This is a genomic window from Pseudomonas yamanorum (genome assembly GCF_900105735.1).
In the GTDB taxonomy this organism is placed as follows: domain Bacteria; phylum Pseudomonadota; class Gammaproteobacteria; order Pseudomonadales; family Pseudomonadaceae; genus Aquipseudomonas; species Aquipseudomonas yamanorum.
The window spans coordinates 3,929,920-3,943,256 of the sequence record NZ_LT629793.1 but is presented as its reverse complement, the minus strand read 5'-3'; the positions used below and the strand labels follow the sequence as shown (position 1 = coordinate 3,943,256).

General features: G+C 61.2%; 11 protein-coding genes. 7 read left to right on the top strand and 4 right to left on the bottom strand.

Going from position 1 to position 13,337, the window contains the following annotated elements; translation table 11 throughout:
* Positions 1–110: 110 nt before the first annotated feature.
* The 5 genes from BLU46_RS18540 to yccS all read left to right on the top strand — a co-directional run bounded on the left by BLU46_RS18540 (position 111) and on the right by yccS (position 7,698).
* Positions 111–1,001 (top strand): alpha/beta fold hydrolase, encoded by an 891-nt coding sequence (locus BLU46_RS18540; protein ID WP_017476453.1) that lies wholly within the window; start codon positions 111–113, stop codon positions 999–1,001.
* A gap of 36 nt (positions 1,002–1,037) precedes the next feature.
* Entirely contained in the window at positions 1,038–2,465 is a 1,428-nt protein-coding gene (gene mdtD / locus BLU46_RS18535) for a multidrug transporter subunit MdtD (protein WP_003216894.1), read from the top strand.
* A gap of 130 nt (positions 2,466–2,595) precedes the next feature.
* Entirely contained in the window at positions 2,596–3,933 is a 1,338-nt protein-coding gene (gene dbpA, locus BLU46_RS18530; protein ID WP_231988901.1) for an ATP-dependent RNA helicase DbpA, read from the top strand.
* Positions 3,934–4,097: 164 nt separating this feature from the next.
* Complete coding sequence (locus BLU46_RS18525; protein WP_093210168.1) at positions 4,098–5,276, top strand: BaiN/RdsA family NAD(P)/FAD-dependent oxidoreductase; 1,179 nt, start codon at positions 4,098–4,100, stop codon at positions 5,274–5,276.
* Between the two features lie 238 nt (positions 5,277–5,514).
* Entirely contained in the window at positions 5,515–7,698 is a 2,184-nt protein-coding gene (gene yccS, locus BLU46_RS18520; protein WP_003216889.1) for a YccS family putative transporter, read from the top strand.
* A gap of 104 nt (positions 7,699–7,802) precedes the next feature.
* Here the strand turns inward: yccS and BLU46_RS18515 are convergent, their stop codons facing one another.
* On the bottom strand, positions 7,803–8,540 hold the full coding sequence (locus BLU46_RS18515; protein WP_093204188.1) for a substrate-binding periplasmic protein: 738 nt from the start codon (positions 8,538–8,540) through the stop codon (positions 7,803–7,805).
* A gap of 221 nt (positions 8,541–8,761) precedes the next feature.
* Between BLU46_RS18515 and BLU46_RS18510 the strand changes: the two genes are divergently transcribed.
* Complete coding sequence (locus BLU46_RS18510; RefSeq protein WP_063026602.1) at positions 8,762–9,214, top strand: GNAT family N-acetyltransferase; 453 nt, start codon at positions 8,762–8,764, stop codon at positions 9,212–9,214.
* Between the two features lie 115 nt (positions 9,215–9,329).
* On the opposite strand, the gene BLU46_RS18505 is transcribed toward BLU46_RS18510, so the two are convergent.
* The 3 genes from BLU46_RS18505 to BLU46_RS18495 are packed head-to-tail and all read right to left on the bottom strand — an operon-like array spanning position 9,330 to position 12,301.
* Positions 9,330–9,626, bottom strand: a complete 297-nt coding sequence (locus BLU46_RS18505; protein ID WP_008434063.1) for a winged helix-turn-helix domain-containing protein — start codon at positions 9,624–9,626, stop codon at positions 9,330–9,332.
* A 19-nt stretch (positions 9,627–9,645) separates the two neighbouring features.
* Positions 9,646–10,146, bottom strand: a complete 501-nt coding sequence (locus BLU46_RS18500; RefSeq protein ID WP_010167569.1) for a M48 metallopeptidase family protein — start codon at positions 10,144–10,146, stop codon at positions 9,646–9,648.
* A gap of 43 nt (positions 10,147–10,189) precedes the next feature.
* On the bottom strand, positions 10,190–12,301 hold the full coding sequence (locus tag BLU46_RS18495; protein WP_093204183.1) for a putative bifunctional diguanylate cyclase/phosphodiesterase: 2,112 nt from the start codon (positions 12,299–12,301) through the stop codon (positions 10,190–10,192).
* A gap of 308 nt (positions 12,302–12,609) precedes the next feature.
* On the opposite strand from BLU46_RS18495, the gene BLU46_RS18490 reads away from it, so the two are divergent.
* Complete coding sequence (locus BLU46_RS18490) at positions 12,610–13,275, top strand: polysaccharide lyase family 7 protein (RefSeq protein ID WP_063026596.1); 666 nt, start codon at positions 12,610–12,612, stop codon at positions 13,273–13,275.
* The last annotated feature ends 62 nt before the right edge of the window (positions 13,276–13,337 follow it).

Here is a 13,337-nt window from a genome sequence, read left to right as displayed (position 1 = left end):
AGCCACGTCCGCGCGGTAAAAAAACTCAAACAACACCCCGCCGTCCTCAACCCACTTGATTTCAAGTGATGCACGACCTTGCCCGGGATAGGGCAAGCTGGAGCGTTGACATGAACCATGGAAGTTTTGTCATTGAAAAGCTGTTCAAGCACTACAACGTTCACGTAGAGCAGCTTGGTAACAACCCAGAGAAGAAAACCGTGCTGTTGGTCAATGGCGCGCTGTCCACCACCCGCTCATTTGCCCGTACCAGCAAGTGCCTGTCCGAGCACTTCAATGTGCTGATGTTCGACTTGCCGTTCTCCGGCTATTCACGCCCGCACAACACCGACCTGGACCTTGTGACCAAGGACGATGAAGTGCAGATCCTGCGGGCATTGGTGGAACGCTTTCAGGTCAACCACCTGGTGTCTGCCTCTTGGGGCGGGATTTCCACGCTGCTGACCCTCGCGCATAACCCGCCTTCGATTGAAAGCTCGGTGGTGATGGCGCTGGCGCCCAACCTCAACCAGGCGATGCTCGAATATGTGGAACGGGTGCGCGTGCTGATCGAAGCCGATGACAAATCCGCCGTCGGCCATCTGCTGAATGAAACCGTCGGCAAATACCTGTCGCCACGGCTCAAGCGCAACAACCACCGGCACCTGTCGACCATGGCCACCACCGAGTATCGCCAGGCGCGGTTCCATATCCATCAGGTGCTGGCGCTGGGTGACGGCAACTACCTGCCGCAATTGACCCGAATCGAAACCCCGGTGCACTTCCTCAACGGCGTGCTGGACGAGTACACCCCGGCAGACGAAGCCCAACTGTTCAAAAAATACGTAGGCCGCAGCAGCTTCGCCACCGCCGAGCACACCGGCCATTTGCTCGACCTGGAATCCCGCGAAGCGGCCCTGGCCGTGCACCGGGCGCTGATTGATTTCCTGGTGGGCAAAGACGTGGCGTTGTCAGATATAGACGAAGCGCCAGTGGGAAAAGGAGTTGCCGATGGCGCATAATCGCCGACACATAGGCTGCTAACAAAAAGGTAACTCATGCCGAATCGCGCCCCTCTCGATGCCAAGACCGCCCGCTGGCTACCCTGGGTGGTAGCGATTGCCTTCTTCATGCAGTCGCTGGATGGGACGATTCTCAACACCGCATTGCCGGCCATGGCCCGAGACCTGGCGGAGAACCCCTTGCGCATGCAAGGCGTGGTGATCGCCTACATGCTGACCGTGGCGTTGCTGATCCCGGCCTCCGGTTGGGTCGCCGACCGCTTCGGCACCAAGAAGATTTTCTTCGGCGCGATCATGCTGTTCAGCATTGGCTCGTTGCTCTGCGCACTCTCCAGCACGCTGACCATGCTGGTGGGCGCCCGGGTGATCCAGGGCCTGGGCGGTGCGTTGATGTTGCCGGTGGGCAGGCTGGTGGTGTTGCGCGCCTACCCGCGTTCGGAGCTGGTGCGGATCATGGGTTTCATCACCATTCCAGGGCTGCTGGGCCCACTGCTCGGCCCGACCATGGGTGGCTGGATGGTGCAATACCTGACCTGGCACTGGATCTTCCTGATCAACCTGCCGGTGGGCATCATCGGCTGCTACGCCGTCTGGAAATTCATCCCCGACCTGCGCGGCAGCGAACGCACCCGTTTCGACGGCGTGGGTTTCCTGCTGTTCGGCGCGGCGATGGTGCTGATCACCATCGCCATGGAAGGCCTCGGCGAATTGCACCTGCCGCACCTGCGGGTGATGTTGCTGCTGTTCGGCGGCCTCGCGTGCCTGGCGGCGTATTGGTTGCGGGCCGGGCATATCGACAATCCACTGTTCTCGCCGGTGCTGTTCAAGACCCGGACCTTTGCCGTGGGCATCCTTGGCAACCTGTTCGCTCGCCTGGGCAGCGGCGCGTTGCCGTTCCTGGTGCCGCTGCTGTTGCAGGTGGCGCTGGGCTATTCGCCGTCCGAAGCGGGGATGAGCATGCTGCCCCTGGCGGCAGCGGCGATGTTTGCCAAGTCCATCGCCCGGCCGCTGATCGAGCGCCTGGGCTACCGAGTGGTGCTGACCGGCAACACCCTGGCGCTGGGCATCATGCTGGCGAGCATGGGCCTGGTCAGCGAACACACGCCCTACCCGCTGCTGCTGAGCATGCTGGCGATCCTCGGGGCGATCAACTCGCTGCAATTTACCGCGATGAACACCGTGACCCTGATCGACCTAGACGACGCCCAGGCCAGCAGCGGCAACAGTTTGCTGTCGGTGGTGGCGCAGTTGTCCCTGAGCCTTGGGGTGGCCTGCGCCGGTGCGCTGCTGGGTGGTTTTACCGCCGAAGTGGGCAACGACGGGGTCGACACGGTGCTTGGGGCGTTCCAGTTGACCTTCGTCACCGTGGGCATCATGGCGATGCTGGCGGCGGCGATCTTCCTGCAATTGTCGCCAAAAGACGGCAAACGCGTGGTCAGCCGTGAGCACGACATTGAGCATTAACAGGCTTCTCGTCTAGAACTTGCAGGGAAAATCCCACGAGGCTGGTACACTGCGCGACATTTTGTTTTGCAGAGCCAGTCCCGTGACTACCATCGCCACCGCTTTTAATACTTTGCCCCTGTCCGCCGCCATGCTGGCTAACCTCGACTCGCTGGGTTATGTCGAGATGACGCAGATCCAGGCGCAAAGCTTGCCGGTGATCCTCAAAGGGCTGGACCTGATTGCCCAGGCCAAGACCGGCAGCGGCAAGACCGCAGCCTTCGGCATCGGCCTGTTGAACCCGATCAACCCGCGCTACTTCGGCTGCCAGGCACTCGTTATGTGCCCGACACGCGAACTGGCGGACCAGGTGGCCAAGGAAATCCGCCGCCTGGCCCGCGCCGAAGACAACATCAAGGTGCTGACCCTGTGCGGCGGCGTGTCCCTCGGCCCACAGATCGCCTCCCTTGAGCACGGCGCCCACGTCATCGTCGGCACCCCGGGCCGTATCCAGCAGCACCTGCGCAAGGGTTCGCTGGTCCTGGACGGTTTGAACACGCTGATCCTCGACGAAGCCGACCGCATGCTCGACATGGGCTTCTACGACGCCATCGAAGACATCATCAGCAAGACCCCGGCCCGCCGCCAGACCCTGCTGTTCTCGGCCACCTACCCGGTGAGCATCAAGCAACTGGCCTCGAAATTCATGCGCGCGCCGCAGCAGGTCAAGGCCGAAGCCTTCCACTCGGACGATCAGATCGAGCAGCGCTTCTACGAGATTTCCCCGGAAGAGCGCATGGACGCGGTGACCAAGGTCCTGGCGCATTTCCGTCCGGCTTCTTGCGTAGCCTTCTGCTTCACCAAGCAGCAAGTGCAGGAAACCGTGGATCACCTGACCTCCAAGGGCATCTCCGCCGTCGGCCTGCATGGCGACCTGGAACAGCGCGACCGTGACCAGGTGCTGGCAATGTTCGCCAACCGTAGTACATCGGTACTGGTGGCCACCGACGTAGCCGCCCGTGGCTTGGACATTGATGCACTGGACATGGTGATCAACGTCGAACTGGCCCGCGACTCGGAAATCCACATTCACCGCGTGGGCCGTACTGGTCGTGCCGGTGAGACTGGCATTGCTATCAGCCTCGTCGCACCGTCCGAAGCCCATCGCGCCCAGGCCATCGAGCAACTGCAGAAGTCGCCGCTGAACTGGGACCAACTGGACAACCTCAAGCCTCAGAGCGGCGGCCCGTTGCTGCCGGTGATGAGCACCCTGTGCATTGCCGCCGGCCGTAAGGACAAGGTTCGCCCGGGCGACATCCTTGGCGCACTGACCGGTGAAGCCGGGATTCCGGGGGCTCAGGTCGGCAAGATCGCGATCTTTGATTTCCAGGCCTTTGTGGCCGTGGAACGCGGGATCGCCAAGCAGGCGCTGCAGCGCTTGAATGACGGCAAGATCAAAGGCCGTTCGTTGCGCGTGCGTATCCTGTAAAAACACCGCGTTCCTGTTGAAGGAACCGAATCAATGTGGGAGCCGGGCTTGCCCGCGATGCAGGCGACTCGGTCTGACAGATTGACCGAATTGATGCCATCGCAGGCAAGCCAGCTCCCACATTTGATTGCATTTCAGATCAATATTTGTATGAGGACATGGCTGTGCGCTCGACCGAAGTTGTGATCATTGGCGCCGGCGCCGCAGGCTTGATGTGTGCGCTGACCGCCGCCGGGCGTGGGCGCAAGGTGATGTTGATCGACCACGCGAACAAGGCCGGCAAAAAGATCCTGATGTCCGGCGGTGGCCGCTGCAACTTCACCAACATGTACACGGAGCCTGCCAACTTCCTCTCCCACAACGCGCACTTCTGCAAGTCCGCCCTGGCCCGCTACACCCAGTGGGATTTCATCGCGCTGGTGGCCAAGCACGGCGTGCCGTACCACGAGAAGAAACTCGGCCAGCTGTTCTGCGACAACAAGTCCAGCGACATCCTCGGGATGCTGCTGGATGAGTGCATCCAGGTCGGCGTAAGCATGCACCTGGACACGTCAGTGCAGGAGATCGCCAAACTGGAAGCCGGCTATCAGTTGCAAACCACCCTGGGTGAGTTGCGCTGCGAATCGCTGGTGATCGCCACCGGCGGCCTGTCGATCCCGACCCTGGGCGCCACTGGCTTTGGTTATCAAGTGGCCAAGCAGTTCGGCCATGAATTGCTGCCAACCCGCGCCGGGCTGGTGCCGTTCACCATCACCGATCAGCTCAAGGAATTGTGCGGTGAGTTATCCGGTACTTCCGTGGATTGCCTGGTGAGCTGCAACGACCAGAGCTTTCGCGAGAACATCCTGTTTACCCACCGCGGCCTGAGCGGGCCGGCGATCCTGCAGATTTCCTCATACTGGGAATCCGGCGACACCGTGGAAATCAACCTGCTGCCGGATCACGACGCCCACACCTGGCTGCAAGAGCAACAGGTGGAGCGCCCGAACAGCGAGCTGAAAACCCTGCTGGGTGAGATCTTCACCAAGAAGATGGCCAACCTGCTGGCTGAAACCTGGTTCGTTTCCAAGCCAATGAAGCAGTACACCCACGCAGAGATTGCCGACATCGCCAGCAAACTGGGGAGCTGGCAGTTGGTTCCGGCGGGCACTGAAGGCTATCGCACCGCCGAAGTCACCCTGGGTGGCGTGGACACCCGGGAGGTTTCGTCCAAGACCATGGAATCCCTGAAAAGCCCCGGTTTGTACTTCATCGGCGAAGTGTTGGATGTGACCGGTCACCTGGGCGGGTTCAATTTCCAGTGGGCGTGGGCTTCCGGTTATGCCGCTGCCCAATTTGCCTGATTCAAGGATGTACTCGGTCAAACTGTGGGAGCTGGCTTGCCTGCGATGAGGCCGGCACCTCCAACATCTTGATTGATTGACACGCCGCCATCGCAGGCAAGCCAGCTCCCACATTGGTTTGGGGTGTTCTTGAGAGAATGCCTGTAATAAATTTTGCTGTTAGATGTGATCGCCACGCTTGCCGTGGCGTCATTACTGGCTCAATTTAGCGGCATCGTCCCGGAAGACCCCAGACTTCATGTCATCGACCTCCTTCAAGCAGTCCATGCGGCGCCTTTGGGCACTGGATAAGTTCAGTTACAGCGTACGGGTATTCATCGCCCTGACCGGCAGCATGGCGCTGTGCTGGTACCAGAATGAAATGGCGCTGCTGATCCCGCTGTTCCTGGGGATTATCGCCAGCGCCCTGGCCGAGACCGATGACAACTGGCAGGGCCGGCTTAACGCCCTGGCCGTGACACTGGTGTGCTTCAGCACCGCGGCACTGTCCGTCGAACTGCTCTTCCCTTATCCCTGGATCTTCGCGATCTTCCTGGCCCTGTCCAGCTTCGGCCTGACCATGCTCGGTGCGCTGGGGGAGCGTTATGGGGCGATCGCCTCGGCCACCCTGATTCTCTCGGTCTACACCATGATCGGCGTGGACCAGCGCGGTGGTGCGGTCACGGACTTCTGGCATGAACCTTTGCTGCTGGTGGCCGGTGCCGCGTGGTATGGCGCGCTGTCGGTGCTGTGGCAGGTGCTGTTTTCCAACCAGCCAGTGCAACAGAGCCTGGCGCGGTTGTTTCGTGAGCTGGGGCGCTACCTCAAGCTCAAGTCCTCATTGTTCGAACCGATCCGCCAGCTGGATGTGGAGGCGCGGCGCCTGGAACTGGCGCAGCAAAACGGCCGGGTGGTGGCGGCGCTGAATGCCGCCAAAGAAATCATCCTGCACCGGGTCGGCAATGGCCGCCCGGGCTCCAAGGTCAGCCGCTACCTCAAGCTGTATTTCCTGGCCCAGGACATCCACGAACGCGCCAGCTCCTCGCACTACCCTTACAACGCACTCGCCGAGGCCTTCTTCCACAGCGACGTGCTGTTCCGCTGCCAGCGTCTGCTGCGCCAGCAAGGCAAGGCCTGCCAGACCCTCGCCGAATCGATCCAGATGCGCCAGCCCTTCGTCTATGACGACAGCTTTGCCGAAGCCCTGGGCGACCTGAATGCCTCCCTGGAACACCTGCGCATCCAGAGCAACCCGGCCTGGCGCGGCCTGCTGCGCTCCCTGCGTGCCCTGGCCGCCAACCTGTCGACCCTGGACCGCCTGCTGGGCGACGCCGCCAATCCCGACAGCCTGGCCGACGCCACGGATAGCAGCCTGCTGGACCGTGCACCGCGCAACCTCAAGGAGATGTGGACCCGACTGCGCACGCAGCTGACACCAACCTCCTTGCTGTTCCGCCACGCCCTGCGCCTGCCCTTGGCACTGAGCATCGGCTATTGGATGGTGCACCTGATTCACCCGTCCCAGGGCTACTGGATCATCCTCACCACCCTGTTCGTGTGCCAGCCGAACTACGGCGCCACCCGGCGCAAACTGGGCCAGCGGATCATCGGCACCGCCATCGGCCTGACCATCGCCTGGGCGCTGTTCGACCTGTTCCCCAACCCGCTGATCCAGTCAATGTTCGCCATTGCCGCCGGCCTGGTGTTCTTTATCAACCGCACCACGCGCTACACCCTGGCGACTGCCGCGATCACGCTGATGGTGCTGTTCTGCTTCAACCAGGTGGGCGATGGCTACGGGCTGTTCCTGCCACGGCTGTTCGATACCTTGCTCGGCAGCCTGATCGCCGGGCTGGCGGTGTTCCTGTTCCTGCCGGACTGGCAGGGCCGACGCCTGAACAAGGTGCTGGCCAACACCCTGACCTGCAACAGCATCTACCTGCGCCAGATCATGCAGCAGTACGCCGCCGGCAAGAGCGACGACCTGGCTTACCGCCTGGCCCGGCGCAACGCCCACAACGCCGACGCCGCACTGTCCACCACCCTGGCGAATATGCTGATGGAGCCGGGGCATTTCCGTAAGGAGGCGGATGTGGGGTTCAGGTTTCTGGTGCTGTCCCACACGCTGCTCAGCTACCTGTCGGGGCTGGGTGCACACCGGGAAACCCAATTGCCGGCGGAGGTGCGCGAGCACTTGATCGAAGGCGCCGGGAAGACGCTGGCGGCGAGCATCGACGAGATCGCCACGGGCCTGGCCAACAAACAGCCGATCGCGATCCAGAGTGATGCGGAAGAAGCCTTGGCGGTGGACCTGGAGCAGATGCCGGATGAGATTGATGAAGGACAGCGGTTGGTGCAGACGCAGTTGGCGTTGATCTGCCGGCAACTGGGGCCGTTGCGCACGTTGGCGGCTCACCTGATCAAAGACACCAGCGAAGCCTGAACCCCTTTCGCGAGCAAGCCCGCTCCCACACTCGACCGCATCCCAAAGGTGGAACTCGGTCGAATGTGGGAGCGGGCTTGCTCGCGAAGGGGCCATTAGCCTCACTACATCCCATGCTGCTTCATCAACCGCGCATAACTGCCATCCACTTTCATCTTGGCAATCTCCCGATCAAACCCGGCAACAATCTGCTCATGCTGGGGATTTTTCAGGCTGACCAGAATGTGCAGGCTGTTCTCGCTCAGCGGTACCGGCAAAAACTCCACCGCATTGCGCACCGTGGCGGACTCCCGCGCCAGGTAGTAGCGGGCGACGAACTCATCTTCCACCGTCAGCCGCACCCGCCGTGCCGCCAACATGCGCACGGCCATGGCGAAGTTATGCACCGGGACTTTCTGCAATTGCACATCGGCGTCGAACGCCGCCGAATAAGCGTACCCACGCACCACTGCGACGGGATAATCGTGCAATTGCTCAAGGTTCTGGAACTCGATGGGGTCATCCCGACGCTTTAGAAACAGCACCCGATTGAGCAAGTATTCGCCGGAAAACTGCCCCAGCTGAGTTCGCGCGTCGTCGTACCAGGCGTTGATGAGTACGTCGTAACGCCCATCGCCTACCCCCATCAGCGCGCGAGCCCAGGGCACCTGTTCAAAGTCACTGGCGTAGCCGGCGCGGGCCAGGGCGGTAGTGACGATGTCGGTGGCCAACCCGCCATTGATCAGGGTGGCATCGGTAAACGGCGACCAGGCATCCGCCACCAGGCGCAAGCGTTCTGCCGCCGCCGTCTGGGCCAGCAACAACAAACCGATCAAAGCAACGGCACGAGAAAATCGCGGCATGCTCAAGTCCTTGGCGGGCGTTCTATGGCCTGACCTCAGGGTTGAACCCGAGGGTTTAACAGTAGCTCATCAATGAGCCTGTACTGCAGATTACACAAAGACGGCAGCGGTGCACGCACAGAATGATGGCAAATTGATCTCACTCACAAAAACGGCGCAATTTAGACACCCGCCTCCCACGCGCTTACTATCCTGACCAGACAATTAGCCGAGAGAACACCATGACAGTCGAATGGGTCTGCAAACACCACAGTGATCTGGGCAAGGAGCAGCTGTACGCCATTTTGCGCCTGCGCTCGGAGGTCTTCGTTGTCGAGCAGAAATGCGTCTACCAGGACATTGATGGCCAGGACCTGGACGGTGACACCCACCACCTGATGGCCTGGAGCGACGGTCAATTGCAGGCCTACCTGCGCCTGCTGGATCCTGAATCCCAGGGCGGCGACGTGGTGATCGGCCGGGTGATCGTTGCACCGAGTGCACGAGGCACCGGGCTGGGCCACCAGATGATGGATGAGGCGCTCAGGCAGGCGGAGAAACAGTGGCCCGACGTGCCGATCTATCTGTCGGCCCAGGCGCATTTGCAGGGGTATTACGGGCGGTACGGGTTTGTGGTGGCGGGTGAGGAATACCTGGAGGATGACATTCCACATATAGGCATGCGCCGGGCATGAGGGCCTCTTCGCGAGCAAGCCCGCTCCCACATTTGACCGAGTTCCACCGTTGGAATGCGGTCGAAGGTGGGAGCGGGCTTGCTCGCGAAGGCGTCAGCCCGGCCACCACAAACCTTCAGGGGTAACCCAACACCTGTTTAATGCTCGCCAGGTTCGCCTCGATCCAGCGCCGATCAATCGCGCCCCAATCACGAATCCGATAGCGCCCGGCATGGTTGCGAGCGCCGTCTTCCTGCTCAAACTCACACACAATGTCCAGGTCCGCCAACGCCGCAATGGTGTCCTGGGCGGTGCGTCGGGGCATGCCGGTCACTTCGGTCAATGCCGGGACGCTGCTGGCCAACTGGCTGTCGATCAGATACGCCACATACAGGCGCCGGTAGAAGCTGCTTTTGGTCTTGCTCACATCCATGCTCGATCGCCTTTGAAGGTTAGGGCTTGCCCTGCAGGTCCCGCCAGGTCAGGTAAACCCGCAGGTCGAATTCCACCTGATGGTAGCCCGGCAGCATGTATTCACAGAGTTTGTAGAACGCCTTGTTGTGGTCCGATTCCTTGAAGTGCGCCAGCTCGTGTACCACGATCATGCGCAGAAACTCCGGCGCGGCTTCCTTGAACAGCGAGGCGATGCGGATTTCTTTCTTCGACTTGAGGTTGCCACCCTGCACCCGGGAAATGGTGGTGTGCAGGCCAAGGGCGCGGTGGGTCAGGTCCAGGCGGTTATCGAACAGCACTTTGTCGATGGCCGGGGCATTGCGCAGGTGTTCCTGCTTCAGGGCCTGGGCGTAGCTGTACAGGGCTTTGTCGCTCTGCACGCCATGACGCTCGGGGTAACGCTGGGTCAGGTAGTCGCCGAGTTGGTCCTTGGCAATCAACTGGCGCACTTGCTCCTGCAATGCTGCGGGGTAGGCCTGGAGGTATTTCAGCGCGGTCATGGGGTCAACAACGGGGATTTGAATGGGCGCCAGTGTAGCGAATTCAGCGCAGTGCTGCGCGTTGGTGCCAGTCGGCAATTTCATCGGCCATCAACGGTGGCGCTATCTGCGGCCCCTGGATGAACTGGCAACCATTGGCCTTTAGCCACTCCGCTTGCTCCTGGGTCTCGACGCCCTCGGCAATCACCAGCAGGTCGAAGTGCCGGCACAGTTCGATGATGCTCCGCGCCATTGCCGCGTCCCGGGAAGAGCCTGGCAGGCGGGCCACCAGCTTCGGGTCGAGCTTGAGGGTGTCGAACTCAAGGTCCCGCAGGTGCGCCAGGGAGCAGTTGCCCGCGCCGAAGTCATCGAGGGCGATCCGCACCCCTGCCCGGCGCAACAGCTTGAGCTGCTTGGTGGACTCGTCCAGGTTGTGCATCAGGCTTTCTTCGCTGATCTCCACCTCAAGCTGCCGGCCCTGCAGCCCATGTCGTTCAAGCACCTGCTGCAGCTGGCTGGCCAGGTTCGGCATGTTGAACTGGCTGCTGCTCAAGCTCACGCTCAGCACCAGCCCGTCGCTGAACACTGCTTTCCATTCTTGCCGCTGGGCGGCCACCTGCTGATAGATCCACGAGCTTAATTGGCTGATCAGCCGCGCTTCTTCCAGCAGCGGCAGAAACAGCCCCGGCGGCACATCGCCGACACTCGGATGCTGCCAGCGCAATAGCGCCTCGACACCCCGCAAGTGACCGTCGTGCAGCGAGACCTGCGGCTGGTACACCAGAGTGAAATCCTTGCTGTCGATGGCGTTGCGCACGCTGTCTTCGAGCATCAACCGCGAGCGAGCCCTGCCGTTCATTTCCTGGTCGTAATAGCGATATTGCTGACGCCCGGCGCGCTTGGCCTCGTACATGGCGACGTCCGCAGCCCGCAGCAGGCCGTTGAGGTCCGAGCCGCAGTCCGGGAAGGTGGCGATGCCGATACTGACGCCCAGCATCACATCCAGACCGTCGACCTGCTGACAGATCGACACCCGTTCGATCAATTTTTCCGCAATCTTGGCCGCCTGCTCCGGGAATTCCAGTTCCAGCAACGCGGTGAATTCATCCCCGCCCATTCGGCCAAGAATGTCGTAGGAGCGCAGGCACGCCTTCAACTGCTCCGAGACCCAGCGCAGCACCCGGTCACCGGCGTCGTGCCCTAGGGAATCATTGACCCGCTTGAACCCGTCGAGGTCCAGGTACAGCAGCACCAGCGACTGTTCGCTGCGCTCACTGCGCAACAGCACATTCTCCACAGCCTGGTGAAACCCGCGCCGGTTGAGCAAGCCGGTCAGCGGGTCGGTAACCGCCTGGAACTCCAGCTGCTGATGCAGATGGCGCACCTCGGACATGTCCAGCACCGTGACCACCATGGCTTTCTGCTCGGCCGGCAGCGGCGCGCACGACATCGCCACCGGCAGTTGCTGGCCAGGCGCGGTACGCAAGATCGCGTCGTGCAGGCGCCAGGTTTCGCCGCGCTTGTAGCCTTCGTACAAGGCCGAGTCAGGCCAGCCAGGCACGTGGGGCTTTTGCAGAAAAGCGAGGAACTCGGCGCCCTGCAACTCGGCGACCGGCGCATTCAGCAGCCGCGAAATCGCCGGGTTGGCGTAGCTGATCACGCCGTCCTCGCCCACCACCAGGATGCCTTCGGCGGCGTTGTCGAGCACCGAGGCATTGAAGGCCCGGGCTGACTCCAGGTCATGACTCAGGCGCTGCAAGGCCCGGCGATTACGCTGGTGCTCCAGCAGGGCCTGGACCTTGGGCTTGAGGATATTGGGGTCGAACGGTTTGAGCAGGTAATCGATCGCGCCGCTGGCATACCCTTCCAGCACCGCCGCCGGCGATTGGGCGTGGGCGCTGAGAAAGATGATCGGGGTCATTTGCGTGCGCTGGCTGCCGCGCATCAGCCGGGCGACTTCAAAACCGTCCATGCCGGGCATCATCACATCCAGCAACACCAGGTCGACGTCATGTTCCAGCAGTAACCCCAGGGCTTCAATCCCGGACGCCGCTGTCACTACATGCCAGTCTTCACGCTGCAATAGTGCACGCATGCTGATCAGGTTCTCGGGATAGTCATCGACCACCAAAAGCACTGAACAACCATCGCGAGGCTTGATTGGAGCGCATTCCATTGCTGCTTCTCTTTCGTCGGCGTCACTCCGGTCATTTTTGCGACAAAACCGGATAAACAATAAGGGCTCACTCTATCCCTGGATCCCATAAAGCAGAAGCCACGACGGTGCCATCATCGCGCCAAAGTCCAGGCAACCGACTAACGGTCAGTGTCTACAGCCCACGGTTTACGGGAAACATGGCTTTTTGACATTTAGCTGACGCCAACAAACCGCCACAAAATCATTAACAATCCATTTCGAGCCACCTATAAAGAAAGTGCCGGCTCCCGAGCCAAGGCCTTCTCTCTCCGTTAAAGGCGTATTCAATGATTGACCTGTCCACCTGGAACCTGAGCATCCCCGTCGGCTCCCCGCCCTCGACCATCGACACCCCGAAACTGCTCAGCGGGTTCAAGGACCAATACTTCCAGGCCGAAGGCAGCAGCGTGCAATTCTGGACGCCGGTCACCGGCACGCGTACCGAAAACGCCGTTTACCCTCGCAGCGAACTGCGGGAAACCTACGCCGACGGCCGCTTGCGCAACTGGCTGTACAGCGACGCCGACAACTACCTGCGTGCCACGTTGGCGGTCAACCAGGTGCCGTCTTCCGGCAAGATCGTAATCGGTCAAATTCACGCCTATGACAGCCAGAAACCGCTGATCAAGGTCGAGTACCAGTACAAGGAAAAAACCCAGACCGGCAACATCGTTGCCAAAGTGCGCATGCGCCCCGACGAGTCAGAAGGACGAGTGATCATCGTCGCCGAGAACGTACCGCTGGACCGTGACTTCACCTACGTTATCCACCTGAACAAGGCCGGATTGTTGAGCGTCGACGCCGCCAATGGCCAATGGAACGAACGAATCGGCGCTGCGTGGGGCAAACAACCGCTGTACTTCAAGGCCGGTGCCTACGTGCAGGACAACAGCGGCAACAGCAAGGAAGGCGCCCGGGTGACGTTTGCCAAGCTGGATATTGATCACGAGTGATCTTCCAAGGTGGGTGCGCTTTACCCTGACCGGTTGATGGGCTCTCAGCCACAAAAAAGCCC